We start from the raw sequence: 26,909 nt of genomic DNA, 5'->3' as shown, positions 1-26,909 counted from the left end.
GGTTCGGCAATGGCCCGCGAGATCCTGCCGGTCGCCGACCGGGCGCAGGTGCGCGCCTACGCGCGCCGGCTCACGCTGAAGTATCCACGCGAGCTGGGCCTGGCGCTGGCCCTGCACGCCCTCGCGGCCGCCGCGGGGCTGGTGGCCCCCCGGATGCTCGGGGGTCTGGTCGAGGGCCTCGCCGAGGGCAGGGCCGACCTGCGCGTCGACGCCGTCGCCCTGGCCATCGCCGCGTTCGTGGCCGCGCAGGCGGTGCTGATCAGGTTCGCGGTGTACGCCTCCTCCCGGCTGGGCGAGAAGGTCCTGGCCGAACTGCGGGAGGAGTTCGTCGGCCGGGTGCTCGCGCTGCCGCTGTCGACGGTCGAGCGGGCCGGCGCCGGTGACCTGCTCACCCGCACCTCCCGGGACGTGGACGCGCTGTCGCGCTCCGTGCGGCACGCCGTGCCGGAGACCCTGATCGCGGTCGTGACCGGGGCCTTCGTCGTCGGCGCCGTGGTCCTCGTCGGGCCGCTCATGGCGGTGCCGTCGCTGATCGCCGTACCACTGCTGTGGATTTCCACGAAGTGGTACCTCACCCGCGCCAGGGACGGCTACCTGCGCGAGAACGCGGCGTACGCCGACATGACCGAGGGCCTGGCCGAGACGGTCGAGGGCGCGCGCACCATCGAGGCGCTGGGCCTGCGGGACCGCCGCCACCAGCGGACCGACCAGGACATCGCCCGGTCGTTCGCGGCCGAGCGCTACACCCTCGGCCTGCGCATGGTGTGGTTCCCCACCGTCGAGTTCGGCTATGTCGTCCCGATCGTGGCGACCCTGCTCGTCGGCGGGCTGTTCCACATCGAGGGCTGGGTGTCGGTGGCCCAGGTGACCACCGCCACGTTGTACGTCCAGCAGCTCATCGACCCGCTCGACCGGCTGCTGTCGTGGACGGACGAGCTGCAGGTCGGCGCGGCCTCGTTGGCCCGGCTCCTCGGCGTCGGCGGCGTCCCCGACGACCGCGCGGCCGGGACCGCCCGGCCGGTGGGGGAGGAGCTGAAGGCCAGCGCCGTGCGGTACGCCTACCGCCCCGGCCACGACGTGCTGCACGGCGTCGACCTCGACATACGCCAGGGGGAGCGGCTGGCCATGGTCGGGCCGTCCGGTGCGGGCAAGTCCACGCTCGGCCGGCTGCTCGCCGGGGTGCACGGGCCGCGGACCGGGTCGGTCACGGTCGGCGGGGTCCCGCTGGTCGAGCTGCCGCTCGACGAGCTGCGCGGGCACGTCGCGCTGGTCACCCAGGAGCACCATGTCTTCCGGGGCACGCTGCGCGACAACCTGCTGATCGCCCGTCCGGACGCCGCCGACCCGGACGTACGCCGCGCCCTGGAGGCCGTGGACGCCTGGGAGTGGGTGGCCGCGCTGCCGCGGAGCCTGGACACGACCGTGGGCTCGGGCGGCACGGCGATCTCGCCCGCCCAGGCGCAGCAGCTCGCGCTCGCGCGGCTGGTCCTGGCCGACCCGCACACGCTCGTGCTGGACGAGGCCACCTCGTTGATCGACCCGCGCGCCGCCCGCCACCTGGAGCGCTCGCTCGCCGCCGTGCTGGAGGGCCGTACGGTGATCGCCATCGCGCACCGGCTGTACACGGCGCACGACGCCGACCGGGTGGCCGTCGTGGAGGACGGCCGGATCAGCGAGCTGGGCTCCCACGAGGAACTGGTGGCGGCGGGCGGCGCCTACGCCGCGCTGTGGGACAGCTGGCACGGCACCGCCCGGTAGCTCACCTGGCGATGTTGAGGGACTTCTTCAGGAAGTCGAGCTGCAGGAGCAGCAGGTTCTCGGCGACGACCTCCTGCGGGGTCATGTGGGTGACGCCCGACAGCGGCAGCACGGTGTGCGGGCGGCCCGCCGCGAGCAGGGCCGACGACAGCCGCAGCGTGTGCGCGGCGACCACGTTGTCGTCGGCCAGGCCGTGGATCAGCAGCAGCGGACGCTCCTGCTGCCCGGTCTCACTCCCGGCGCTCTTCTCGGCGTCGCCCAGGAGGGACGACCTCTCGTAGTGGCCCTCGTCGGGGTGGCCGAGGTAGCGCTCGGTGTAGCAGGTGTCGTACAGCCGCCAGTCGGTGACCGGCGCCCCCGCGACGGCGGCGTGGAACACGTCCGGACGGCGCAGCACCGCGAGCGCGGCGAGGTAGCCGCCGAACGACCAGCCCCGGATCGCCACCCGCGACAGGTCGAGATCGCCCGGGTGCAGGGCCGCCACGCCCTGGAGGGCGTCCACCTGGTCCTGCAGGGAGATCGTGAAGTCGTGCAGCATCTCCCGCTCGAAGGCCGGGCCGCGCCCGGGCGTGCCTCGCCCGTCGGCCACGATCACCGCGAAGCCCTGCTCGGCCCACCACTGGGACTCCAGGAACATCCGCCGGGCGGACAGCACCCGCTGCGCGTGCGGCCCGCCGTACGGGTCCATCAGGACGGGCAGCGGACCCGAGCCGGGTACGTGCCAGGACGGCAGCAGGACCGCCGCGGCCAGATCGCGCTCGCCCGCGCGGACCAGCGAGACCCGCGGCTCCAGCCCGGGCCGCTCCGCCACCGACCTGATCGAAGATCCTCCCACCGACGCTGCTCTGACTGACACCGTCACACCCTCGGTGTCGAGGCTCTGCCGGATGACGAGCGTGGTCCCGCCCGCCCGGCGGCCCGAATGGACGCCCGGCTCGGTGGTCACCGGGCTGAGGGTGCCGTCGCGGTACGTCCACAGGTGGATCTCGGTGGAGTCGCCGCTGGCCTGGAAGAGCACGGTGTCGCCGTCTACGTCGAGCACCGCGCGGACCTGCAGCGACGCCGGTGTGACCGGCTCGGAGCCGACCACGAGCCGGCGCCCGCCGTCGGCGTCGGCCACCCAGACGAGCGTCCCGTCGGAAAGGTGCCCCGGCACGCCGGGGACGATCTCCACCCAGGCCGGATCGGTGTCCTCACGCAGGATCGTCGTCTCGCCCGTGTCCGGGTCCGCCGACAGCAGGCGCATGCTCCTCTGGTCGCGCGAGAGCGTCACGAGCGCGAGGCCGTGGGCGTCCCACACGGCCGTGGCCAGGTACTCCTGATCGAACGGCACCTCCGTACGCGTGCCGTCCAGGCCGATGACCAGCAGCGTGACCTCGGCGTTGGCCGTGCCGGCGGCCGGGTAGCGCTGGGGGACGGGCTCACGGGAGGGGTTGGCCGGGTCGGCGATGTGCCAGAGCGCCACCGGCGCCTCCTCCACCCGGGCCACGAGCAGGCGGTCTCCCGAGGGAGACCACCAGTAGCCGCGCATCCGGTCCATCTCCTCGGCCGCGATGAACTCCGCGAGGCCGTAGGTGACGGTGTCGCTCTCCGGCTCGGCGAGCGTGCTGTCTGCTCCGGTGCCGGTCCCTGCGCCTGTCCCGCTGCCGATCTCCAGCACGTGCAGGGCGCCGCCCGTCACGTACGCCACCCGCGTGCCGGTGGGGTCGAGCCGGGGGTCGATGACCGGCCCCGCCGCCGGGAGCCGCCGCACCTCGCCCGTGGCGAGTTCGGCGAGGTACAGCTCGCCCGACAGCGCGAAGACGGCGAGCCGTACCTCCCGATCGGTGGCGTACGCCACGACGCCGCCCGCCGACTCCCGCGACCGCTCACGGCGGGCGCGCTCCTCCGGGGGCAGGTCCTCGTCGGCCGCGCCGAGCGCGAGCGGGTCGACGACCAGCCGCTCGGCGCCGGTCGCGCCGTCGGACAGCACGTCCAGCTCCCACAGGCACGTCACCGGATCGGTGCCCGACCTCGTCCTGAGGAAGACCACGCGACGACCGTCGGGGGAGATCGTGAAGCCGCGCGGCACCCCGAGGGTGAACCGCCGGGTCCTGGCATGCAACCGTGGGAAGCTCTCCGTCATAGCTCCTCATACTGCCAGCAGGAGGGCACTACCCTCGGAGGCATGACTGACCGCCGTCTGCTGCTCGTGCACGCCCACCCCGACGACGAGACCATCGGCACCGGCGCGACCATGGCCAAGTACGCCGCCGAGGGCGCCCATGTGACGCTCGTGACCTGCACCCTCGGCGAGGAGGGCGAGGTCATCCCCCCGGAGCTCGCCCACCACGCCGCCGACCGGGACGACACCCTCGGCCCGTATCGCATCGGCGAGCTCACGGCGGCGTGCAAGGCGCTCGGCGTCACCGATCACCGGTTCCTCGGCGGCGCCGGCCGCTGGCGCGACTCGGGGATGATGGGCGGGGCGGCCAACGACCGCCCCGGCTGCTTCTGGCGGGCCGGCCTCGACGAGGCCGCTTCCGAGCTGGTCAAGGTGATCCGGGAGGTCCGGCCGCAGGTGCTCGTCACCTACGACGAGAACGGCTTCTACGGCCACCCCGACCACATCCAGGCACACCGCGTCTCCTGGCGGGCCTTCGAGCTGGCCGCCGACCCGGAGCACCCCGGCGGGCGGCCGTGGCGCGTCGCCAAGTTCTACTGCACCGCGATGCCCAGGTCCGTGCTGCGGCGTACGGCGGAGACGATGCGCGAGACCCTTGTCGACTTCTGGGTGCCCGACTCGGTCGAGGACCTGCCGGCGTGCCCCGACGAGGACGTGACGACCGAGATCGACGCCCGGCCGTACGTCGAGGAGAAGATCGACGCGATGCGGGCGCACGCGACCCAGATCGCGGTCGACGCGCCCTGGTTCGCGTTGTCGAACAACATCGGCCAGCAGATCCTCGGGGTCGAGCACTACATCCTGCGCGCGGGGGTGCCCGGGCCGCCCGGCATCGGCGTGCCGCCCGAGGCGGGAGGCATCGGAGAGCCGTACAACCGCGAGAGCGACCTGTTCGCCGGCATCGGCTAGGTTGATGTGGTGACCCAGGAGACCGAGGAGACGCCGCCCGGCGTCGAGGCCGGCGCTGTTTCTGGTGCTGTGCCGGGTCCTGTGGCCGGGGCCGTGGCCGGCGCGGCCTACGGCATGCTCTTCCTGCTGGGGCTCGTGCTGGGGGTCGTCGGCGGCTTCCAGCACGCGTGGTACCTGGGCGGGCTGCCGATCGCCGCGATCGCGTGGCTGGCCGTGCTGTTCGCCCTGCCGTACGCGATGGGCAGGATGATGGGCGGCAAGCTGGGCGCGTTCGTCCCGGCGGCCGGCTGGCTCCTCATCTCGTTCGTGCTGGCCACGCCGCAACGGGCCGGCGACCTCGCCATCGCCGGGAACTCCGCCGGCTACTGGTACCTCTACGGCGGCGTCGTCGCCGTCGCGGCCGCCGTGGCCGTGACCCGCTCCACCGGCTCCTGGCTGCTGCGGTCGTACGACCGGGCGTGAGCTTGACTGTGTAGCTTGCCCGGTTCGTAGCTTGCCCGGTTCGCGGGAGTCGCCGATTCTGAAGAGATGCGGCGGTCGCACCGGGTCCGGCAGGTCATCAACTACGCCAATCTCTCCACGCCTCTCGGCCTGCTGATCGCGAGGCTGGGCCGGGCGCGCACGTGCAGGGGGGAGCGGGGGCTCGTCTACGCGCACGGCTACCGGATCCCGTTCCCGGTCGCCGGGGCCTTCACGGTCGGCAACGTGATCCTCACCAAGCACGGCGAGGGCTATCTCAGCGGCCGGTTGCTCGACCACGAGGCGCGCCACGCCACGCAGTACGCCGTCTGTGTCGGCCTCCCGATGGTCGTGTTGTATCTCGCCGCCTCGGCGGTCTCGTTCGTCCTCTGCGGCCATCCGGGCTCGTGGAACCTCTTCGAACGGATGGCCGGCCTCGACGACGGCGGCTATCCCCGGGTGTGTCCCTGGTGGGGGAGAGTGAGATAGCGGGGAATCGAATCTGCCGGTCGTAGGAGGAATATTTCCGTTCTCGTGGGGATCATGAGAGCGGAAGGGAGTTCCCCATGTCGCAGACGATTCAGCCGGAGAGCCCTGAGGCCCCAGAAATTCCCGTTTCTTCCGATGTCGTCGTACGGCCCGCCACCACTCCCCGCCGGTGGCCGTCGAGCTTCGCCGACCGGCTGACCGCTCCCCTCCCGGACTTCCGCGAGGTGACGAGCGTCATGTGGCACGGGCAGCTCAGGCCCGACATCGGCGACGGCGACCAGATTCCTGTCCGACGTGTGGGCCTGTCCCGTGCCGCGGCGACCGAGACCATGGTGACCTGGGTCGGCCACGCGACGTTCGTGCTGCAGATCGGCGGGCTGACCGTCCTGACCGACCCGGTGTGGTCCCGGAAGATCCCCGGCGTGCGCCAGCGGCTGACCCCTCCCGGCGTCGCCTGGTCGGACCTGCCCAGAATCGACGCGGTCGTGATCAGCCACAACCACTACGACCACCTCGACGCGCCGACCATCCGCCGCCTGCCGCGAGACACGGCCGTCTTCGTGCCCGCCAGGCTCGCGGGCTGGTTCCGGCGCCGGGGCTTCCACAACGTGACCGAACTGGACTGGTGGGAGTCGGCCCGCCTCGGCGAGGTGTCGTTCGACTTCGTCCCGGCCCATCACTGGAGCCGCCGTACGTTGTGGGACACCTGCCGGACGTTGTGGGGCGGCTGGGTGCTCACCTCCTCCGAGCACCGGGTCTACTTCGCGGGCGACACCGCCTACGGGGAGCGGTTCGCCCAGATCGGTGAGCGTTATCCGGGTATCGACCTCGCCCTCATGCCCGTCGGGGCCTACGATCCCCGCTGGTTCATGAAGGTCTCCCACGTCGATCCCGAACAGGCCGTACAGGGGTGCCTCGACGTGGGTGCCCGGCGGATGGCGACGATGCACTGGGGCACCTTCGTGCTGTCCGGCGAGCCGCTCCTGGAACCGGTGCGCGAGGCCCGCGCCGTCTGGGAGTCGCGCGGCCTCGACCCGGGCGACCTCTGGGACCTCGCGGTCGGTGAGAGCCGCACACTGCCCTGACGAGGCGCGCTGGCACAATTCCCCGCATGAGCTTCGCCACCGCTGACCTCTACGACGCTCACTACGACACCCATGGCGACGCGCTGCGCAGCTGCCTCACCCAGTTCCGTTCGTACGGCTCGCGCCCCAGGTTCTCCGGCCAGATCTCGACCATCCGCTGCCTGGAGGACAACGCGCTGATCAGGCAGGTCCTCGGGACGCCGGGCGAGGGAAGGGTGCTGGTGGTCGACGGCGGTGGGTCGCTGCGTACGGCGCTGCTCGGCGACCTGATCGCGGCCTCCGCCGTGAAGCACGGCTGGGCCGGCGTCGTCGTCAACGGCGCCGTACGCGACACGGTGGCGCTGACCGGCCTGGACCTCGGCGTCAAGGCCCTTGGTTCCAATCCCCGCAAGAGCGCCAAGACCGGCCTCGGAGAGGTCGATGTCCCGGTGACCTTCGGGGAGGTCACCTTCGCCCCGGGCGAGTGGCTCTACAGCGACGAGGACGGCATCCTCGTCGCCTCCACCCGCCTCGCTCCCTGACCCGCCCCGCTCCCTGACCCGCCCGTCCTCTGACCAGCCCGTCCTCTGACCGGCTCGCCCCCTGGCCGGCCGCCCTCTGACCGGCCCGCCCGGTTCCCGGGCGCCCGCCCCTATACCCGCAGTCGCGTGGTGCGGGGGTTGCGGTAGGTGAAGGCCCAGCGGTCGTCGCCCACCTTGCGGCGGGTGTAGCGGGCAGGGTGGCGGTAGCGGTCGCGGTTGTGGAACTGGCACGCCGGCCCGAGCAGCTTCAAGTCGGTCAGCCCGCCGCTGCACCAGTCGTCGGCGTGGTCGATCTGGCACAGGGTGGCGGGCAGCGGGCAGCCGTCCACCCAGCAGGTGGCGTACCGGGCGAAGATCGCCCGGCGCTGGGCGGGGGTGGCCAGGCGGACCTTGCGGCCCATGTCCAGCACCTGCCCTGCGGCGTTCATGACGATCCTCACCAGAGTGCTGGTGCGAGCCAGCCGGTGCACGCTGGAGACGGGCAGCAGATGCCCGGTCGCCAGGATCAGCCCCGGCAACCCCCGCAACCACACCCCCGGCGGACCATTCACCCCCACCCCCGACCGAGCACCGGCGCTGCCGCCCGCCCAGGTCTCAGCACCAGGCCAGGAGCCACCTCCCAGCCAGGTGTCATCGCCGTGTTCCGCCCCCGGCGGGGCATCGGCTTCCGCCCCCGCCCAGGCGTCACCTCCCAGCCAGGCGTCACTTCCAGGCCGGGCGTCACCTCCCAGCCAGGCGTCACTTCCAGGCCGGGCGTCGTTTCCCGGGCAGGTGTCAGCTCCCGGCCAGGTGTCGTCGCCGGGTTCCGCGCCCGGCGGAGCGTCGGCTCCCGCCCCCGTCCAGGCGTCACCTCCCGCCCAGGGCTTATCTCCCGGCCGGGTGCCGCCTCTCCCCGCTGGGGGTCTTTGCATGGGGGGCTCGTTGGGCTCGTCGGGCTCGGCAGCGGTAGGGCGGTCAGGAGCGGCGCGCTCCCTGCCGGAAGCGGGAGCCTCTGTGGCGGGATTCTCGTCGACGAAGTCGGTAGCCCGGTGCTCATCGCCGTGCAGCGGAGCGTCGCTCTCGAATCGCTCGCCATCGTGCGGGTGCGCGTCGCTCTCGCGGTGCGCGCTTTCACCCACCGGTGCATCACCGGCGCAGGGCTCGCTGCCAGGAGCGGTCGGGGAGTGGCCAGGGTCCAGGTGCTCGCCATGAGGGACAGACGTGTCGCTGGTGGGGTGGTCGCCCGAGGGGTCGTCTAGGCGGTCAGCGGCGTGGTCGGTTGAGGCCTCCGCGTCTGCGGGGTCGTCTGCGGGGTCGTCTGCGAGGCCGTTTGTGGGGTCCGTGCCTGTGTGGTCGGCTGGGGAGTCGGCTGTGGGGGCGGTGTCTGGCGGGTCGTCGGGGAGGGATTCGGCGTTGACCAGCACCAGAAGCTCGGTGGCGATCTTGTTCTCCAAGAGCGCGATCAACGCGTCCGCGTTCCGCACGCTCAGCGTCCGGTCATCACCCTCGGCCTTCGGCTTGGCGTAGACGTCGAGCCAGTGCTGCAACCGTGCGGCGGCCTCCACCGGCAGGTAGAACTCCCCCTCCACACCGCCGTTCCTGCGCCTACGTACCCGGAAGAAGCGGCGGTCGAAGTCGGCCTGCTCGTCCTTCTCATGGCCGTCAGGGTCGAGCACCGCGCGCAGGTATCGCCCCGCCTTGGCCACTTCCGCCGCGCCCGCCGATTTAGCCAGCTCCAGCAGGATCCCTTCGGCGGTGGTGGCCTGGTCGTCGGTCAGCCCGGAGGTCGCGGTGCAGATCGCCTCCACAATGCCCTCGGGCAAGCTGCCCTCCGCGAACAGGCGGCGCACGTCCTGCAGGCGGACCAGCTCCATGCTCATCGTCACCAACCGGCCGGCTCCCGCAGGGGTCATCCCCCCAGCCGAACGCAACCACAACTTGGTGGACGCATGCCCATGGCTCTTCGCCTCCCCAGCCCGGTGCACCCGGCCCACCCGGGCAGCCAGCGCCGAAGTGATGCGGTCGCGGGCCGACAACAACTCCTCAGCCTCCGCAAGGCACACCTCCGCCGCCTCGGGCACCGGTACCAGCGCCACCGCCCGCGCCGCCTCAGCAACCGCAGCCACCGCCACCCACGACGAGCCTCCGGCGTTGTCGGTAGAGACGCTGTCGGTAGAGACGCTGTCGGTAGAGACACCATCAGGAGAGACACCGTCAGGAGAGACACCGTCGGAAGAGGCATCACTCGCGGTCTCGTCACCGGCGTGTTCAGCACCGGGCGCATCGCCGCGACGAGTATCGAATACACGGGCAGAGTTAGGCGATTCCACCGATTCGTCGAACCGGCTCGCGTGCTTCCGGGCCCTGGGCTCGACGATCGGCACATATTCACGGGCAAGCGCACCCTCGGACGACCAAAGGGGCGAGCGGGAGATGAGCCGCTCCCACCAGTCGCCATCACCGTCATTGTTCGAACGATGAGGGTGCGCTGGGTCAGAGTCGAACAGGTCCATCACACCTCCCCATCAATTCGAAAGCCTGTATTAATTCTCCCATGGCCACGCGCCGTGAACATCCCAGCGTGGCGATTAGTTGGGATCACACGTCGGCGGTTTTCTCTGCGTTTCAGCCGTTTATCGAGTGATTTGTCGCTATGGAGTGCCAGATCTGCAGCGCGTTGTCGCCCGTGGTTTCCGGCTCGCCTGCGATGAGCCTGCGGTGAACCCGCGCGGTGGACCTACGCTGAACCCGCGCGGTGGACCCGCGGTGAACGCGCGACCTGCGGTGGAGACGGCCGTGTCTGCTGGCTGCGCGCGCCCAGGCGAGGGCTTCGGGGCGGTTCGCGGGTAGGGGGAATTCAGCTGGCAAGGCGTTTGGAACTCAGCCTGCTGGGAGCGTGGAAGAGCTGCCGAGGACGTATCCGGAACGCTGCCGGGGAGGCATGGGAACGCTGTCGTGGAGGGTCAGGCCTTGCCGATGTCGGCGGACAGGTCGAGGGCGAGTATGTGATCGAAGTGGAGGAAGGTCTCGAACTTGGCCCCCGGCGTGATCGACTCGTCGGTTTCCAGGTCGCCGAGCAGACGCAGGGCCTCTGGAGTGTCGAGATCGTCGTCCAGCGCGTTCTGGACGCGTCCGGCGTACGTGGCGTCGATCGGGCGGCTGGGCGACTCCGCCCACTCGGCCACGCGCCGCCGCAGGCGGCGCAGTTCCGCGTCGGCCGTCTTGAGGCTGTCCCAGGTGAGGTCCACTTGCTGCCGGTAATGGTGCCGCAGCAGGGCCAGCCGTAGGGCCAGGGGGTCGAGCCCGGCCGCGGCCACACGGGCCGGCGTCACCGCGTCGGCGCCGCCAGAAGAGCCGCCAGAAGAGCCGCCAGAAGAGCCGCCAGAAGAGCCGCCGGGAGAGCCGCCCGGAAAGTCGTCATCGGAGCCGTCATCGGAGCCGTCATCGGAGCCGCCATCGGAGCCGCCGTCGGAGCTGTCGTTGAAGCCGCCGTTGGAGTTGTGATCGTCCACCGGCCGGCCCTCGAACAGCAGGCGTCCGGCGTGCGCCCAGTGGGCGGCCGCGTCTTCGCCGGTGGCGGCGTTCGACTGGGCCCGCACCCTCTCGTGGTGCGGGGAGCGCAGGCCCTCAGCGCCGACGTAGAGATCGAAGCGCGGCCCGAGGAACCGGAGCGGCGTCGCCGAGCACTCGATGTCGCGGCTGGGCAGCCCGCGTCCCCAAGGGGCGTCCCAGGCCGTGCCCGCGCGGTCCTCGTCGCCGGGCTCCCACAGTGTCCAGTCGCCGGGAGCCGTCTTGCCGCACATCTCCTCGTACGCCGGGAAGGACGCCGCGTCGAACATCACCGCCCCCTCGGGAGTGGTGTACGCGTGACCATGCTCGATGAGCCGTCCGATGAGCTCGATGATCAGACCCATGGTCTCGCTGGTGCGGGGGGAGTGCTCGGGAACGCGCATGTTGAGCGCGAGAGCGCCGGCTTCGAGGGAGGCTCCGCCGTCGCCCCCGTGCCCGAGGTCGGAGACGTTCCGGCAGGCGAGCACGCGTAACCCGGATCGCTCGCTGACGCGGCGGATCAGGTCGGCGAGCAGATGCGGGCGCGGGTCGCCGAGACCGGCGGGCCCGTGTGCGGCGCAGGTGTGCATCCGCAGGATCCGCGAACCCGCCGGTGCGAGGGGCACGATCTGCCGGGTCAGGGTGTCGTGGAGCCGCAACATGCCTTGAGCCTACGTGCTGTGCCCGGCGTCCCCTCCACCCGAGCAGGACCCTTCATCCCAGCTTCACGAGCAGGACCCTTCACGAGCAGGAAGCCCGGTCAGGAAGCCCGGTCAGGAAGCTTGGTCACGAGAGGAAGCGGAGGATGTCGCGGTCGCCGCGGTCGCGCAGGCGGTCGAGCACCTCTTCCCGGCCGGTCCCGTCGGCCAGGCCGATGCGCGCGCCGATGAGGCGCAGCCCCTCGGCCTCGGACGCCACCGGCGCCGTGTACCCGATCAGGTGCAGGGCCTGGTTGATCGCGGGCAGCCCGGCCGCGGCGGCGGGCAGGAACCGGGTCAGCAGCTCGCCGCCGTCGGAGACGGTGAGGAAGACGTGGTCGCCGTCGGAGGCGTTGTAGTCGGCCAGCACGTTCCTGATCGACCCGATGGTCGGCTGGTTGTGCCAGCTGATCACCACTTCACCCGACGAGGTCGACACGGTGAGCTGCCCCCCGGGCGCCATGCCGAGATGGGCCGCGAAACCCGTCGGCAGCGGCGAGCCGGAGCCCCGCAGGTGTTCGGCATTGACGTCGACCCGGTGCCACCACCGGCCGTCGCGGCTGCGGAAACAGCGCCGGGTCATCGAGACGTCCCGGCGCGGCTGGTACGGCTCGCCCTGGGCCTGCCCCGCGACCCTGATGTAGCCGCGCTGGGTGCGCTCGAACCCCGGCCCTCCGGCGTACGCCCTGATCGAGCTCTCGCTCACGTCGTAGCGCGAGGTGAGGTTGTCGACGATCGTGCTCACCGACGCCTCGCCGCCCGCGCGCTCGATCTCCCGGCTGATCATCTCCCGGATGCCCAGGTACTCCTCGCCGCCCCAGCGGCGCAGGCCGTACTTGCTGCGGTCGAGCCGGATGAAGCGCTCGTCGGCGGCGAGCTGGTTGCGCAGGCCGACCAGGCTGTAGTCCTCGCCGATGCGGGCCTGGATCTCCTCGGGGGTCAACGGCGCGCCGGAGACCGCCAGCACGGCCTCGGCCTTGTCGCCCATGCTGCGCGGCCAGGGCACGACGTGCTCGTCGAGCACGCGCAGCTGCGGCACCGACGCGAGCCAGCGCTCGGCCACGTCTTCGCGTACGCCGAGCTGGGCCACCTGCGCGACCGCCTCGTCCAGCGGGCGGGGGCCGTCGGCGAACAGCTGGCGCGTCTTCTCCCTGAGCTCGTCCGCGCCGCCCGCGACCAGCCAGCCGTCCACCTGGTCGTACCCCGTCAGCAGTGTGCGGACGAACCGCCAGGCGGGGATCGCGAGGGTGATCAGCTCGGTGCGGTGCCACGGCACGGCCGCGGCGAGGTCGTCGGCGGGCACCGCGGAGCCGAGCCGGGTGCGCAGCCAGGCCAGGTGGGCGTTGAGCGGCGCGGCGGCCGGGCTCCGCAGCCACTCCAGCACGTGGTCGCGCAGGTCGCGCTCGATCTGCCGGATCCGCTCGCGGGTGACGGAGAAGCGCTGGGCGAGCTCGTCGAGCGTGGCGCGCTGGGCCTGGCCGGGGTGCTGGCCCGACTGCTGGGAGGTGTCGTAGTAGAGCCGGTCTCTGGCGATGGCCCGCTGGCGGTCGTCCAGCCGGGCGAAGATCTCGTCGATGACCTCGGCCATCGGCCGCTCGGGAAGGGCCGGCGGGACCGGGGCCCCGGCGGGCTCCCCGGCCGGCTCGGTGGCCAGCAGCCGGTCGATGACGTCGATGAACAGCTTGTGGACGATCTCGCGGGGGCCCGGCGTCTGCAGGCTCTCCTCGGGGTGGGTGAACCTCAGCAGCGGCAGGATGTCGCCGAGGACCAGGTGCGCCCAGCAGGCGCTGGTGAGATCGGCGAGCCGGGAGGCGATCTGTACGGTCCCCACAGCCGCGCAGGCCCGGTCGAGGGGGAGCGCCTGCCACCACGCGTCGGGAAGACCGGGGTCGCTCGCGATCGGCTCTACCTGGCTGGGCGCGGTCCAGCGCAGCGGAGGCACGATGTCGCTAAGGCTCAGGTTCATGCAGGTCCAAACCGGCGAGGGGAATATATCCGCAGTTCACACTAGGGGATCAGGGCCAACGTGGTCACACGGGAAGGAAGGGACTGGCGCGTCCCGAATAGGACACGTAAAGCAACTCTCCCGCTCGTGTGCACGCCACGTAGAGCAGCCCCCGTTCGCGTTGCAGATCGTGCGCCCGTGCCGTCGGATCCTCGGCGGCCGGGGTCAGCGCGTCGGGCGCCGGCACGATTCCGTCAGCCACGCCTATCACGGCAACCCGGCGGAATTCCAGCCCTTTCATCCCGTGAAGCATGGCGACTTTGACCGTGATGCCCGCTTCGCGTAGTGCGGTACGGGCGGTACGCACGAGGTCGGCGGTACGCGCGGCGACCGCGATCTCGGCCGTGGGCACACCCTCTTGCAGCCAGTCGGCCACGGTCGAGACGAGGCCGGCGATCTCCGCCGCCGGGGTCACGTACTCGCGCACCATCGGGCGCGGCCCGTGGCCGAGCCCGCGGTAGCCGTACAGCCCGGCGTTGCCCGCGACCAGGCCGTCGGCGGGTCCGCCGCCGCGCAGCCGCACCCCCCACGACAGCATCTCCGGCGGCAGCCGGTAGGAGAGCTTCAGATGGAACCGGCGGACGGGGATGCCGACGTCCGCGAGCGCGACCCTTGTGTCGAACATGCGCTGGTGCGGGTCGCCCAGGATGAACAGGTCGTTCGGGGCGGCGGGGACCGCCGCCCGCAGCAGCCGCCACTGCGCGGGGTGCAGGTCCTGCGCCTCGTCCACCACGATGTGCCGGTACGGCTCCCGCCCCGGCTCCCGGTCGCCGAGGAGGTCGCCCACGGCCCGCCCCAGCAGCCCCGCCGCCTCGGAGGCGAGCTGGAGCAGGGTCCGCCGGCCCGTCTCGCGCAGCCGCCCGATGACGTGCTGGACGGCCTCCCACACCAGGGTCCTCGCCCCCGCGTCCAGCGGCACGCTGCGGCCGGGCCGCGCCGCCGCCTGGTACTCCTCCAGCGTCCGCAGGTCCTGCGCCAGGATCACCTGTTCCCACTCCCGCAGTAGGAACGCGCTGCCGAAGCGCCGGTCCGAGTGCTTCCCGTGCCTGCCGAAGCGCCCGGCGGCCGCCTCCTGCCACAGCCCGGCCAGGTCGTCGGAGGAGACCAGGGCCGGGGCGCGGCCCTCCGCCTCGGAGACGATGCGGTGGGCGATCCGGTCCACGTTCCCCACCTCGACGCGCTTGCGCACCAGCTCGTCGCCGACCATCATGTCGAGCCGCGCGGACAGCTCGGTCGCGAGGCCCTGCGAGAACGTGACCAGCAGGATCGGGCCGGTGGCCGCGCGGGCCAGCAGGGCCGCGCGGTGCAGCGCGATGACCGTCTTGCCGGTGCCGGCGCCCCCGGTGATCAGCACCGGCTCGTCGTACGACGGCCAGTTGGCGTACGTGTGCTGCGGCGGGTAGAGGAACGTGCACCAGTGGGGCTGGGCGACGATCCGCTCCAGCTCGGCGGCGTCGGCGGTGAAGACCGCCCGGTCGGGGCTGCGCCGCAGCGCGGTGAGCAGGTCCTCGGGGTCGACCTCGTCGGCCGCCCGGCAGCGGCAGGCGTCCAGCTCGCGCCAGGCCGCCGCGAGCGAGCCGCCGCGGGCGAGCGCCGACAGCGGCGCGAACTGGCTGCGCGGGAGCAGCGGCTCCACCGCGGCGAGGTGGGCCTCCGACGTCATCATCCGCAGCAGCGGCAGCAGGCGGGCGTCCACGCCGATGTTCAGCAGGTCGGTGTCGCAGAAGTCCTCGAACAGCGGACGGCCGCCGCTCCGCGACGCCCGGCGCAGGGCCGGCTCGATCCGCTCCAGCGCCTCGGCGTCCCAGACCTCGACGATCCCGACCGCCGTGTTCACCCCGATCCGGTGCCGCTGGGCGTACGACCACGCCTCGGCGTCCGGCAGCACGGTCAGCAGCCAGTAGACGTCGTCCTGCCGTACGACCACCCCCCGGTGGCGGTCGGCGAGCCGCAGCGTGGCGACCCGCGGATCGCGGCCGTTGCGCACCCTCTCGGGGTGCGGCGCGGTGGAGGCGTTCAGCAGGAACCGGCGTACGGCGAGGATCGCCTCCCGGCGGACGGGCCGGGGGAGCGCGCCGAGCCCGTGCAGGAACTCCGGGGAGATCGCGAGCCGGGGCATCCCGCTATCCCAGCAGGGTCAGCAGGTCGCGGTCCCCGCGTTCGCGCAGCCGCGCGAGGATCTCCGGCCGCCCGGCGGGCCCGGCGAGCCCGACCCGCGTCGCGATCACCCGCGCCGCCTGCTCGGGCGTGCCGCCCGGAGCGGTGTAGCCGACGAGGCGCAGCGCCCGCCGCATCTCGTCGCCGCCCGCCGCCGGGAGGTGCCGTACGCGCAGCAGGCCCTCCTCGGACAGGGTCAGGAAGATGTGGCTGCCCTCCTCGGCCGAGACCTCGGTGAGGATCCGCCGCAGCGAGCCCAGCGACGGCCGGGTGTGCCAGGAGAGGCCGATGTCCCCGGCGGCGCTCTGCACGGTCCGGGTGTCGCCGGGGGCGAGCCCGACGTAGGCCGCGAACCCGGTCGGCAGCATCACCTCGCCGCCGCCGAGGTGGTCGCCGGAGACGTCGACCCGCAGCCACCACCTGCCGTCCGGCTGCCGGAAGCACCGCCGGGTGAGCGACACGTCCTTGAGCCCGCGCCCCCGGGGCACCCGCTGCGCGCGTAGCTGCGGGACGCTGTCCAGCCACTCCCTGGCCGCGTCGGGACGGACGCCGAGCGAGCGGACCAGTTCGAGCGCCTGCGAGACGGTCGGCGGCCGCTCGGCCGCCGTGATGAGGGCGCGGGTCCGCTCCCTCAGGTCCTCGACGTCCCCGGCCACCAGCCAGTCGCCGGAGAGCCGGTGGTCGGGCAGCGTGGCGAGCACGAACCGCCAGGCGGGCACCTCCAGCGAGCGCAGTTCGCGCCCGTGCCAGTCGGCCGCCGCGACCAGCCGCGCCTTCGGCACCGCGACCCCGAGCGCGGCGGTGAGCCGGGCCAGATGCTCGTTGTACGGCGCCGCCTCCGGAGACGCGAGCCACTGGGCGATCCGGCCGCGCAGGGCCGCCTCGGCGTCGGCGAGCACCTCGGAGGGTACGCCGAGGAGCCTGGCGAGCTGCTCGGGCGCCGACGGGTCGTCGGTGAAGACCCGGTTCTGCGCCACCATCCAGGTCTGGTCGTCGAGGTCGGCGAAGGCCGCGTCGATCAGCTCGGGGATCAGCTCGGGGATCACTTCGGGAGGGTCGGCCGGCCCCGGTTCGGGCTCGTCCGGCAGGCTTCCGGAGACCTCGCCCTTCTGAGTCGTCTTGGAAGCCGTCTCAGAAGCCGTCTCAGAAGCCGTCTCGGCGGAGTCCGCCATCCGGGCGAAGACGGCGGAGAACAGGGCGGCCAGCACCGGCCGCGCCTTGACGAAGGGCTGGTCGGCCAGCTCCCGGCCGGACAGCGCGAGCAGGCCGTGCCATGATCCCGCCCGATCGAGCGCGATCGCGACCTGGGGGTCGTCGGCCTCGTCGGGATCGAGCACGTACAGCGCGGGCAGCACGTCGCCGACGGCCGCGGCGGGCCAGTGCTCCAGCGCGAGGACGGTGAGCAGCTCGGCGAGCGCGTCGGCGTCCGCGACGGCCAGCACCCGGTGCAGGGGAAGCGTGCGCCACCAGGCGTCGGGCAGCCCCGGCCGGTCGAGCGTCCCGATGCGGGCGGCATCACTCCAGCGCAGTGGTGGCACGAGGTCACTCAGGCAGAAGTTCATGCTGTCCCCATCGCTCACAAAGACCAGACCATAGTCTGGCAAATCTCCCCGCCGTGCTGGAGATCCCAGTTAACTGGCTCAGTGGCTAATTGGCTCAGTGGCGTTCGGCGGCGAAACGGAGACGCACGTAGTCGGCCATCCAGCCCGACTCGCGCCGCAGCGCCGGGGCGGCCAGCTCGTTGACCCGCCGGAGCAGCGGCTCCACGGTCGCCGGAGGAACCTGGTCGAGCAGCCGCCCGGCGAACAGCCGCACCCAGTCGGCCGCGCCGTCGGGGCACTCGTCGAGCGGCGTGGGCCGGTCGAAGTGTTCGAGCAGCCGCACCGTGAACCCGCCCTTCTCCAGCCGCAGGGCGTACTCCGCCGGGCCGGGGAAGTACCACGGCAGTTCGGGCTCGCGCAGGCCGTGCTCGCGCCAGGCGGTGAGCATGGCCGAGGTCAGTGCCGCGCAGTTGCCCGCGCCGCCCATCTCGGCGACGAACCGGCCGCCCGGCCGCAGCGCCTCGCGTACGCAGTCGATCACCGCGTCGGGGTCGCGGCTCATCCAGTGCAGGGCGGCGTTCGAGAAGACCGCGTCGTACGACTGGGCCACGGTGAAGTCGTGGCCGTCGCCGACGGTGAAGTCGAGACCGGGGTGATGGGCGATGGCCTGCTCGATCATCGCGTGGGAACCGTCGATGCCGAGCACGTGGGCGCCGCGCGCCGCGATCTCGGCGGTCATCACCCCGGTGCCGCAGCCGAGGTCGAGCACCCGCTCACCGGGGCGGGGGTCGAGCAGGTCGACCAGCGGCGCGCCCACGGGCGAGACGTAGCCGAAGGAGCTGTCGTAGGCGCGAGCGTTCCATCGAGTGGGACTGGGGGTTTCGTACCTCAAGATCGGCTCGCATTCTTACTGGCCGGTGCCGGGATCGCCACACTCTGATCCACAGCCCGGCCACCACGACTCGATCACCACGGTCTCAGCCGACTCGTGAGACTCCTGGGATCTGGTGGGATTCCGGTGGGATGCGACACACTGTACGGCTTCCGACGCCTCTGCGAGTGTCAGTGCTGTGAGTGTCAGCCCACGTCCTTCGCCCAGTGCGCGGCCAGGTAGGCCTTGGCCTTGTCCTGCTCGGGGATGGTGAGGATCACCGGGTCGCCGGACGCCTCGGGCAGCCGGGCGGCGGCGCCCCCGTCGAGGGCCCCGCGCGTCTCCATCGCCTCCATCCGCGACGGCCGGGCGTACGCCTTGAGGAAGAGGTTCTGGCCCTCGTCGGACAGCAGGAACTCCTCCCACAGGCGGGCGGCGGCCGGATGCGGCGCCGCCGCGTCGATCGCCTGCATGTAGTAGGAGGCGAGCACCGCGTTCTTCGGGATCGTGACCCGCCAGGCCGACGCACCGCGCCCGCCCGCGGCCCGCGCCGCGTTCATGAAGTCCCAGTCGACCACCGTCGTGGCCTGGTCGGGACGGCCGAGCATGCCGCCCTTGCGCAGCCGCGCGAACAGGTTCACCCCCCGCGCGGCGTCGGGCAGTCCCCGGCCGAGCGAGGCGGCCATGACGCCGCTGAACGCCGACGCCACCTGCCGGGGGTCGCCGGGCAGCGCGACCGTCGTCCCCGGCCGGGCCAGCGCGGCGTACGACGCCGGGGCGGGCACCTTCCTCGGGTCGTAGCCGATCGACATGTACCCGCCGTAGGCGGCGTACCAGCGGCCGTCCTGGTCCTTGGCCTCGTCCGGGATGTCCGCCCAGCCCGTCACCCGGTACGGCGCGAAGAGCTTGGCGTTCGCGACCGCGACCTCCAGCGTGACGTCGAAGACGTCCGGCGCCTGGGCCGTCCCGCGCAGGCGGGCCGCGGCGTCGATCTCCTGCCGGCTGTTCGCCTCCGGCATGATCGACGCCACCTTGATCCCGTACTTGTCGGAGAAGCGCGCGATGATCTCCTTGTAGCCGACCCAGCCGCCCGGCAGGCCCACGACGGTGAGCGCGCCCTCCTTGCGGGCGGCGTCGACGAGCCTGTCCATCGTGCCGAACCCGTCGGCCAGACTGGCCGCGCGGGGGTTCAGCGGAGGCGGCGGCCTGTCCGGCGTCCGCTGCCGGGAGCATGCGGAGGCCGCGGCCAGGAGGACCGCCGCCGAGGAGATCGTCACGACACAGGCGCGTAGGGTCACGTCGCGTATGCTCCGCCCCGCCGCCGCGGCCGGTCGAGGCGGCACGCTGCGGGATTGCCGCCTGATTACCTCATCCGACGGGCGGGCGGCACGACCTTGGCGGCGGCGAGGGTCTCCTCGGCGATCTCGACGAGGCTTCCGTCCCGTTTCCGTACGGTGAGCACGCCGTCGCGCCAGGATTCCAACACGCCGACGGCGTCCCGGTACCCACCTGGATCCCTGCGCCGGGTGGTCACGCGTTCGCCCACGTCGGCAGGGGTGATCGCGACGACGAGACGGGCTCCGGTCTTAGGGGCCACGACGATTGCCCCCCTCCTGTTCCGGCTGGTAGGCAGGCACCGCAATACTAGGGCTAGCAACCCGCGGTCGAGCCGTGCAACCCAGAAGGAGCCCGAGGTGACGTACGTCATCGCGCAGCCTTGCGTGGACGTCCTGGACAAGGCGTGCATCGAGGAGTGCCCCGTCGATTGCATCTACGAGGGCGAACGCATGCTCTACATCCACCCCGACGAGTGTGTGGACTGCGGGGCGTGTGAGCCGGTCTGCCCCGTGGAGGCGATCTTCTACGAAGATGACCTTCCCGAGCAGTGGAAGGACTTCTACAAGGCCAACGTCGACTTCTTCGAGGAGCTGGGCTCGCCCGGCGGCGCCTCGAAGGTCGGAAAGATCAACAAGGACCACCCGGTGGTCGCGGCGCTTCCGCCGCAGAGCGAGGAACACTAAAGAGTCACCGACCCTCGCGGGCCCGCTCCGTGACGACTGGGGGATTTCCTTTGATCGCGTTGCCCGACTTTCCATGGGACCGGCTGGCGCCGTACCAGGAGCTGGCGCGGGCGCATCCCGGCGGGATCGTCGACCTGTCGGTCGGCACGCCGGTCGATCCGGTTCCCCCCGTCGCCCGCCAGGCGCTCTCCGCCGCCGCCGACAGCCCCGGTTATCCCCTGACGTACGGCACGCCGCGGTTGCGTGAGGCGGCCGCGGGCTGGCTTCGGCGGCGGCACGGGGTCGTCGTCGACCCCGCGGACGTCCTGCCGACGATAGGCACGAAGGAACTGGTGGCCTGGCTGCCGACGCTGCTCGGCGTGCGGCCGGGGGAGCGGGTGGTCTTTCCCGCGCTCGCCTATCCCACCTACGACGTGGGGGCCAGGCTCGCCGGAGCCGAGCCGTACGCGACCGACGGGCTGCTCTCGCTGGGGCCCGAGCGGGTGCCGCTCGTCTGGGTGAACTCGCCGTCCAACCCCACGGGACGGGTCCTGCCCGCCGAGCACCTGCGCAAGGTGGTCGCGTGGGCGCGGGAGCGCGGCGCGGTCGTCGCCTCCGACGAGTGCTACATCGAGCTCGGCTGGGAGGACGAGCCGCTGTCGGTCCTCCATCCGGACGTGTGCGAGGGCTCGCACGAGGGGCTGCTCGCGGTCCACTCGCTGTCGAAGCGGTCGAACCTCGCCGGATACCGCGCGGGGTTCGTCGCCGGCGACCCCCGGCTCGTACGGCGGCTGCTCGAGGTGCGCAAGCACGCGGGCATGATCGTGCCCGCTCCGGTGCAGGCCGCGATGACGGCCGCGCTGGACGACGACGCGCACGCCGACGAGCAGCGGGAGCGGTACGCCCGCCGCAGGGCGGTGCTGCGTCCCGCGCTGGAACGGGCGGGCTGGCGGGTGGAGCACTCCGAGGCCGGGCTCTACCTGTGGGCCGCCAACGGCGAGGACTGCTGGGACCAGGTGCGCGCGCTGGCGAGCCGGGGCATCCTCGTCGCGCCGGGCGAGTTCTACGGCGACGCCGGGCGTGGACACGTCCGCGTCGCGATCACCGCCACCGACGAGCGCGTCGATGCGGCGGTCAGCCGCCTCCAGTAGGATCGCGCGCCATGACGACAATGACCGTGATCGTGCTGGGCCTCGTCACGGTCGTCGTCCTGCTGGGTGTCGTGACGGCTGTGGTGGCGGCGAGCCGGCGCAGCCGTACGCGTCAGCCCGTGCGCACCCCGCCCGCCGCCCCGGGAGAGTCGCCGGCGCGGGACCTCGCGTCCGACCCCGACTACTTCGACCCCCGCACGATCAAGGTGGGGGACACGGTCTACGTCGAGGCCGCCCGCTACCGGGCCGTCGGCGCGGTGCACTGCGCGGTGCAGGGCGAGCAGTGGACCGACTACCTCCTCGACGAGGGCGCCCGCCGCTACGACAACTGGTTGTCGGTCGCGGAACGGCCGGGCCCGGGGGGTGAGCCGTCCCACCTGGAGGTCCTGCTGTGGACCGACGTGCCGACCCAGGGGATGGTGCCGGCCAAGCACATGCTGATCGTCGACGGCGTCGAGTTCTCCCCGATCGAGCGCGGCACCGCCGCCTTCCGGTCCGAGGGGAGGACGGGCCTGCCCGAGCGCGGGCTGCTCGACTTCGCCGACTACCGCGCGAGTGACGGCCGCCTTCTGTCGTTCCAGCGTGTGCAGGGCGGCCAGTGGGAGGCGGCGTACGCCCGCCCCCTCACCCCCGGCTCCGTCCGCGCGGAACGACTGCCCTGATCACCGGGGTAGGTTCTGGATCGTGGAACGGCGCCTTACCAAACCAGTCGTGACCGTCGTGGTCATCGTCGCCCTGCTCGGCGGGGCGATCTACTACGGCGCCTATCACCTGCTGAAGCGGACCGAGCCCTTCGCGCTCGGGGAGCACTGCCTCGTGAAGACCCCCGAGGGCACGCTCGACATCGACATCGAGCAGGCCCAGGTGGCCGCCACCGTCGCCGCCGTCGCCGCCCGGCGCAAACTGCCCGAGCGCGCCCTCCAGATCGCCTACGTCACCGCGATCCAGGAGTCCAAGCTGGCCAATCTCCCGTACGGAGACCGCGACTCGGTCGGGGTCTTCCAGCAGCGGCCCTCACAGGGCTGGGGGACGCCCGAGCAGTTGCAGGACCCGGTCTACGCGACCCGCAAGTTCTTCACCGCCCTGGAGAAGGTGAAGCACTACCGGACCATCCCGCTGCACGACGCCGCCCAGGCCGTGCAGCGCTCCGCCGACGGCTCGGCCTACGCCGAGCACGAGCAGTCCGCCAAGATCCTCTCCGCGGCGTTCACCGGGCGGGTCCCGCAGGCCGTCCACTGCTGGTATCCGCCGCCCGCCAAGCCGGTCAAGCCGCAGCCCGAGACGGCCCGAAAGCAGCTCGTACGGGCGCTCGGCGCCGAGGCCGCCGGCAAGCGCGGCTGGCTGGTCGCCGCGTGGTACGTCGCCCACGCTCAGAAGTACGGCCTGCGCGAGGTGCGGTTCGAGGGGGTGGCCTGGACGGCGGCCGCCGGGCACGACGGCTGGCGCAAGGAGGCCAAGCCCACCGGCGCCAAGCCCACCGACGCCGTCCAGGTGGCGTAAGGTCGGGAGGCATGCGACTTGACCTTGCCGAGGACGTGGGCGCGCTGACGGCGCGGCTGGTGGACATCGAGTCGGTGAGCGGCGCGGAGAAGGCGCTGGCCGACGCGATCGAGGAGGCCCTCCGCGCCCTGCCCCACCTGACCGTGCTGCGGGACGGCGACGCGGTGGTGGCGCGGACCGATCTCGGCCGGGCCGAGCGCGTGGTGATCGCCGGGCACATCGACACGGTCCCGGTGGCGGGGAACCTGCCGAGCCGGACCGAGGACGGCGTGCTGTACGGCTGCGGCACCTCCGACATGAAGAGCGGGGTGGCGGTGCAGCTCAAGCTCTGCCTGCTGGCCGCGCCGAACCGCGACCTGACCTTCGTCTTCTACGACTGCGAGGAGATCGAGGCCGAGCGCAGCGGGCTGCTGCGGCTCACCCGCACCCACCCCGAGTGGCTCGCCGGCGACTTCGCGGTCGTCATGGAGCCGACCGACGGCCTCATCGAGGGCGGCTGCCAGGGCACGCTGCGCGCCGAGATCACGGTGAAGGGCGTCCGGGCGCACAGCGCCCGCTCCTGGGAGGGCGTCAACGCCATCCATGGGATCGCGCCGGTCCTGGACCGGCTGGTCCGGTACGAACCGCGCAGCCCGCTTGTGGACGGCCTCCAGTTCCGGGAGGGGCTCAACGCGGTCGGCGTGCGCGGCGGGGTGGCCGGCAACGTCATCCCCGACGAGTGCGTGGTGACCGTCAACTACCGCTTCGCCCCCGACCGGACGATCGAGGAGGCGTTCGCGCACGTGTGCGAGGTGTTCGACGGCTTCGACGTACGGCTCACCGACGGCTCGCCCGGCGCGCGGCCGGGTCTGACCGACCCGGTCGCCGCGGCGTTCGCCGCCGCGATCGGCGGCACGCCCCGGGCCAAGCTGGGCTGGACCGACGTCGCGCGTTTCTCCGCCCTGGGCATGCCCGCCGTCAACTGCGGTCCGGGCAACCCCGACATCGCGCACACGGCGGGGGAGAACGTGAGCCTGGCGCGAATCGCCGAAAGCGAGCGGCGGATGACGGAGTGGCTCACCGGGCCCCTCTAGGGGCCGCCGACAGGTGCGGTGACCAGGGGTTCCGGGCGCAGACAGGGTTTTGGGGACAGACAGAAGAAAGTGGCTTTCCTCGCCGGCCATTTGGCGGGGAAAGCCACTTTCGTCCCGAGCAGCACCCTCGTTTCTTAGACGGAGCCTCGGCGACGACCGGTTCCCTCCCGCCAAGATTTCACTCAAGATTTTTTCGCCCCTCCCGACGACGGCCGTTAGCGTGACGGGCATGAACTACTCCCGACCCGAACGCCGGCAGGGCCCGTCGCTGGTTCGCGGCGGCCTCGTCCCCGAATCCACCCACGACCAGCGCCTGCTCGACCGCCGGGGCCCCACCGGCTGGCTGCACGAGGACCCCTGGCGGGTCCTGCGCATCCAGTCGGAGTTCGTGGAGGGCTTCGGCGCCCTTGCCGACCTCCCCCCGGCCGTGACCGTCTTCGGGTCGGCCCGCACCGGACCCGACACCGCGGAGTACGAACTCGGGGTGAAGGTCGGCGCGGCGCTCGCCAAGGCGGGATACGCGGTGATCACCGGCGGCGGCCCCGGGGTGATGGAGGCGGCCAACCGCGGCGCGCTGGAGGCGGGCGGCGTCTCGGTGGGCCTCGGCATCGAACTGCCGCACGAGCAGCGGCTCAACGACTACGTCGACCTCGGCATCGAGTTCCGCTACTTCTTCGTCCGCAAGACCATGTTCGTGAAGTACGCCAGCGGGTTCGTGGCCCTGCCCGGCGGGTTCGGCACGCTCGACGAGCTGTTCGAGGCGCTGACGCTGGTCCAGACGCGGAAGGTGACCTCGTTCCCGGTGATCATGATGGGCGTCGCCTTCTGGACCCCGCTGATCGACTGGATCCGCGACACCCTGATGGCGTCCGGCAAGATCTCCCCGCAGGACGTGGAGCTGGTCTCGGTCACCGACGACCCCGACGAGGCCGTACGGACCATCATGGAGGCGGACCGCCGCGGCGAGTAGGGTGTCGGCGTGTTCGTCTGCGTCTACTGCTCGTCCAGCCAGCGGATCGACCGGAAGTACGCCGACCTCGCCAGCGAGGTCGGCACGGAGCTGGCCCGCCGGGGCCACGGCCTCGTCAGCGGCGGCGCCGTCGTCTCCTGCATGGGTGAGGTCGCACGGGCCGTCCGCGCGGGCGGCGGCCACACGATCGGCGTGATCCCCCAGGTGCTCGTGGACATCGAGATCGCCGACACCGACTCCGACGAGCTGATCGTCACCGCGGACATGCGCGAGCGCAAGGGGGTCATGGACGCCAGGTCCGACGCTTTCCTCGTGCTTCCCGGGGGCATCGGCACGCTGGAGGAGCTGTTCGAGATCTGGACGTCCCGGGTGCTCGGCATGCACGAACGGCCGCTGGTCGTGCTCGACCCCTGGGGGCTCTACGGTCCTCTGCGCGTCCTGGTCGACGGCATGTACGAGCAGGGCTTCCTGCGGCCCGACGCCTTCGACGCGATCGCGTGGGCAACCACCGTGGACGAGGCGCTCGACCTGCTCGAACGGCGGGTCCCGCACCTGCGCCCCACCGGAGAGGAACTCGGCGAGAGCTCACCCTGAGCGCGCGCCTCAGGCCAGGCCGCGACGGGTCAGGGCCGGGGGACGGCGGCCCAGCAGGGCCTCGGTCATGTCGAGCGCCTGCCGTACGAGGTGGGAGGTGCCGGGGTGGGAGGCCGCGGGGTCGTAGGTCACGGAGCGGGAGGTCCGGAAGACGCCCGCGCCCGCCCAGGCGTACGCCGCGGCGGCGGCGATCGCCTCGGTCTCGTCCTCCGGCAGCGTCACCAGGACGGTGCGCCCCGCCCGGACCAGCGCGGACACCTCCGGCAGCGAGGCGGCCTCGGCCCACTCCGGGTCGGCCGGGTCGTCCGGCCCGATCACCAGCGTCATGCCTTCCATGCTCGCACGCGCACGAGTTGTGGCACGATTCGTATGTGCTGGTCGTACTCGTCATCGCCGGGCTCGCCGTGATCGCGTGTGTGGTGATGGTCTCGTTGGGCCATGGAGGCGAGATGGCGGAGTTCTCTTCCGACGCGCCGCCGCTCGGCCTGCCCGCCGCCGGAGAGTTAACCCCCACCGACCTGATGACGCTCCGGCTTCCCATCAGTCTCGTGGGCTACGGCACCCATGCCGTGGACGAGACCCTGAACCGGGTGTCGATCGCGCTCGCGGAGCGGGACACCCGCATCGCCGTGCTGGAGCAGCGGGTGGCCGAACTGGCGTACGGACAGCCGCGGGCGCGCGACGCGGCCCCCGAAGAGGGCACTGGGCCGGCCCACGAAGCGGTCGGCGAGAAGGCAGAGGACAAGACCGGAGACCAACCCGAGGTGTCCGTGGCGGCGGTCAAAGACAGCGGGGCCAGAGAGAGCGGGGACGGCGACCGTTCCGACGCCGAAGAGACATGGTGACCCGGCGGTGATCCCATGGTGACCGCGGTGATCCGGTGCGGCTGGGCGGGTTCGACGCCGGACTACGTCGCCTACCACGACGAGGAGTGGGGCCGGCCGGTCCGCGGCGACGACCTCGTCTTCGAGCGGGTCACCCTGGAGGCGTTCCAGTCCGGCCTGTCGTGGCTGACGATCCTGCGCAAGCGGGAGAACTTCCGCAAGGCGTTCGCCGGGTTCTCGATCCCCGCCGTGGCGGCGTTCGACGAGGAGGACGTGGAGCGTCTGCTCGCCGACACCGGCATCGTGCGCAACCGCGCCAAGATCGAGGCCGCGGTCGCCAACGCCCGGGCCGCCGCCGAGATGCCGGGCGGGCTGTCGGAGCTCGTGTGGAGGTACGCCGAGGAGCCCGGGCGCGTCGCCCCGGCCACGCTCGCCGACGTCCCCGCCCGCACCCCCGGCTCCGTCGCACTGGCCAAGGAGCTGAAGAAGAACGGGTTCCGCTTCGTCGGGCCCACCACGGCGTACGCCCTGATGCAGGCCATCGGGCTGGTCAACGACCACGTCGCCGACTGCCACGTCCGCGAGGCCGTCACCACCCTCCGCGGCGCCTGA

The 26,909-nt window shown here is 72.2% G+C and carries 25 protein-coding genes; 15 read left to right on the top strand and 10 right to left on the bottom strand.

The features are described 5' to 3' along the window. The first annotated feature begins 9 nt into the window (after positions 1-9). Positions 10-1,758, top strand: a complete 1,749-nt coding sequence (locus Mam01_RS21120) for an ABC transporter ATP-binding protein (protein ID WP_204286954.1) — start codon at positions 10-12, stop codon at positions 1,756-1,758. 1 nt (position 1,759) lies between these two features. Here the strand turns inward: Mam01_RS21120 and Mam01_RS21115 are convergent, their stop codons facing one another. Beyond that, positions 1,760-3,883, bottom strand: coding sequence for a prolyl oligopeptidase family serine peptidase (locus tag Mam01_RS21115; RefSeq protein WP_204286953.1), 2,124 nt, complete (start codon positions 3,881-3,883; stop codon positions 1,760-1,762). Between the two features lie 42 nt (positions 3,884-3,925). Between Mam01_RS21115 and mshB the strand changes: the two genes are divergently transcribed. From mshB to rraA, 5 genes are all read left to right on the top strand, one after another. Then, on the top strand, positions 3,926-4,831 hold the full coding sequence (gene mshB, locus Mam01_RS21110; RefSeq protein ID WP_204286952.1) for an N-acetyl-1-D-myo-inositol-2-amino-2-deoxy-alpha-D-glucopyranoside deacetylase: 906 nt from the start codon (positions 3,926-3,928) through the stop codon (positions 4,829-4,831). Between the two features lie 9 nt (positions 4,832-4,840). Further along, positions 4,841-5,293 carry a DUF6113 family protein gene (locus Mam01_RS21105; RefSeq protein ID WP_204286951.1) on the top strand — a complete coding sequence of 151 codons (453 nt, stop codon included), beginning with the start codon at positions 4,841-4,843 and terminating at the stop codon, positions 5,291-5,293. Between the two features lie 66 nt (positions 5,294-5,359). Then, the gene (locus Mam01_RS21100; RefSeq protein ID WP_204286950.1) at positions 5,360-5,779 is read left to right on the top strand and encodes a hypothetical protein; all 420 of its coding nucleotides are present in this window, start codon (positions 5,360-5,362) and stop codon (positions 5,777-5,779) included. Positions 5,780-5,856: 77 nt separating this feature from the next. Then, positions 5,857-6,864 (top strand): MBL fold metallo-hydrolase, encoded by a 1,008-nt coding sequence (locus Mam01_RS21095; protein WP_204286949.1) that lies wholly within the window; start codon positions 5,857-5,859, stop codon positions 6,862-6,864. A gap of 26 nt (positions 6,865-6,890) precedes the next feature. Further along, the gene (gene rraA, locus Mam01_RS21090; RefSeq protein ID WP_204286948.1) at positions 6,891-7,385 is read left to right on the top strand and encodes a ribonuclease E activity regulator RraA; all 495 of its coding nucleotides are present in this window, start codon (positions 6,891-6,893) and stop codon (positions 7,383-7,385) included. Between the two features lie 110 nt (positions 7,386-7,495). Here rraA and Mam01_RS21085 read toward each other — a convergent pair whose 3' ends face one another. From Mam01_RS21085 to Mam01_RS21050, 8 genes are all read right to left on the bottom strand, one after another. Next, complete coding sequence (locus Mam01_RS21085; RefSeq protein WP_204286947.1) at positions 7,496-9,490, bottom strand: HNH endonuclease signature motif containing protein; 1,995 nt, start codon at positions 9,488-9,490, stop codon at positions 7,496-7,498. An 837-nt stretch (positions 9,491-10,327) separates the two neighbouring features. Beyond that, the gene (locus Mam01_RS21080; RefSeq protein ID WP_204286946.1) at positions 10,328-11,575 is read right to left on the bottom strand and encodes a cysteine--tRNA ligase; all 1,248 of its coding nucleotides are present in this window, start codon (positions 11,573-11,575) and stop codon (positions 10,328-10,330) included. Positions 11,576-11,699: 124 nt separating this feature from the next. Continuing rightward, positions 11,700-13,577, bottom strand: coding sequence for a sigma factor-like helix-turn-helix DNA-binding protein (locus Mam01_RS21075; RefSeq protein ID WP_204286945.1), 1,878 nt, complete (start codon positions 13,575-13,577; stop codon positions 11,700-11,702). A 64-nt stretch (positions 13,578-13,641) separates the two neighbouring features. Further along, complete coding sequence (locus tag Mam01_RS21070; protein ID WP_204286944.1) at positions 13,642-15,735, bottom strand: UvrD-helicase domain-containing protein; 2,094 nt, start codon at positions 15,733-15,735, stop codon at positions 13,642-13,644. Positions 15,736-15,739: 4 nt separating this feature from the next. After that, positions 15,740-17,353 carry a hypothetical protein gene (locus Mam01_RS21065; protein WP_204286943.1) on the bottom strand — a complete coding sequence of 538 codons (1,614 nt, stop codon included), beginning with the start codon at positions 17,351-17,353 and terminating at the stop codon, positions 15,740-15,742. A 76-nt stretch (positions 17,354-17,429) separates the two neighbouring features. After that, positions 17,430-18,206, bottom strand: coding sequence for a class I SAM-dependent methyltransferase (locus Mam01_RS21060; RefSeq protein WP_204286942.1), 777 nt, complete (start codon positions 18,204-18,206; stop codon positions 17,430-17,432). 185 nt (positions 18,207-18,391) lie between these two features. Then, on the bottom strand, positions 18,392-19,483 hold the full coding sequence (locus Mam01_RS21055; RefSeq protein WP_204286941.1) for an ABC transporter substrate-binding protein: 1,092 nt from the start codon (positions 19,481-19,483) through the stop codon (positions 18,392-18,394). Positions 19,484-19,548: 65 nt separating this feature from the next. Further along, entirely contained in the window at positions 19,549-19,782 is a 234-nt protein-coding gene (locus Mam01_RS21050; RefSeq protein ID WP_204286940.1) for a putative acetyltransferase, read from the bottom strand. Positions 19,783-19,879: 97 nt separating this feature from the next. Between Mam01_RS21050 and fdxA the strand changes: the two genes are divergently transcribed. From fdxA to Mam01_RS21015, 7 genes are all read left to right on the top strand, one after another. Continuing rightward, complete coding sequence (gene fdxA, locus Mam01_RS21045) at positions 19,880-20,206, top strand: ferredoxin (protein WP_111701357.1); 327 nt, start codon at positions 19,880-19,882, stop codon at positions 20,204-20,206. A gap of 50 nt (positions 20,207-20,256) precedes the next feature. Next, positions 20,257-21,336, top strand: coding sequence for a succinyldiaminopimelate transaminase (gene dapC, locus Mam01_RS21040; protein ID WP_204286939.1), 1,080 nt, complete (start codon positions 20,257-20,259; stop codon positions 21,334-21,336). Positions 21,337-21,347: 11 nt separating this feature from the next. Then, positions 21,348-21,998 (top strand): DUF4178 domain-containing protein, encoded by a 651-nt coding sequence (locus Mam01_RS21035; RefSeq protein WP_225311992.1) that lies wholly within the window; start codon positions 21,348-21,350, stop codon positions 21,996-21,998. 49 nt (positions 21,999-22,047) lie between these two features. Beyond that, positions 22,048-22,836, top strand: a complete 789-nt coding sequence (locus tag Mam01_RS21030) for a hypothetical protein (RefSeq protein WP_239101484.1) — start codon at positions 22,048-22,050, stop codon at positions 22,834-22,836. 11 nt (positions 22,837-22,847) lie between these two features. Then, a complete protein-coding gene (gene dapE / locus Mam01_RS21025; RefSeq protein WP_204286937.1) occupies positions 22,848-23,909 on the top strand; it encodes a succinyl-diaminopimelate desuccinylase in 1,062 nt (353 codons plus the stop codon). Between the two features lie 229 nt (positions 23,910-24,138). Then, positions 24,139-24,879, top strand: a complete 741-nt coding sequence (locus Mam01_RS21020) for an LOG family protein (protein ID WP_150937922.1) — start codon at positions 24,139-24,141, stop codon at positions 24,877-24,879. Between the two features lie 9 nt (positions 24,880-24,888). Then, on the top strand, positions 24,889-25,473 hold the full coding sequence (locus tag Mam01_RS21015; protein WP_204286936.1) for an LOG family protein: 585 nt from the start codon (positions 24,889-24,891) through the stop codon (positions 25,471-25,473). Between the two features lie 9 nt (positions 25,474-25,482). On the opposite strand, the gene Mam01_RS21010 is transcribed toward Mam01_RS21015, so the two are convergent. After that, positions 25,483-25,800, bottom strand: coding sequence for a hypothetical protein (locus tag Mam01_RS21010; protein WP_204286935.1), 318 nt, complete (start codon positions 25,798-25,800; stop codon positions 25,483-25,485). Positions 25,801-25,844: 44 nt separating this feature from the next. On the opposite strand from Mam01_RS21010, the gene Mam01_RS21005 reads away from it, so the two are divergent. Together Mam01_RS21005 and Mam01_RS21000 are read left to right on the top strand one after the other, a co-directional pair. Further along, positions 25,845-26,318 carry a hypothetical protein gene (locus Mam01_RS21005; RefSeq protein ID WP_204286934.1) on the top strand — a complete coding sequence of 158 codons (474 nt, stop codon included), beginning with the start codon at positions 25,845-25,847 and terminating at the stop codon, positions 26,316-26,318. A gap of 15 nt (positions 26,319-26,333) precedes the next feature. Then, positions 26,334-26,909 (top strand): DNA-3-methyladenine glycosylase I, encoded by a 576-nt coding sequence (locus Mam01_RS21000; RefSeq protein WP_204286933.1) that lies wholly within the window; start codon positions 26,334-26,336, stop codon positions 26,907-26,909.

Source organism: Microbispora amethystogenes (assembly GCF_016863015.1).
GTDB lineage: Bacteria > Actinomycetota > Actinomycetes > Streptosporangiales > Streptosporangiaceae > Microbispora > Microbispora amethystogenes.
The sequence above is the reverse complement of the archived record's forward strand: the minus strand, read 5'-3'. Positions and strand labels throughout refer to the sequence as shown.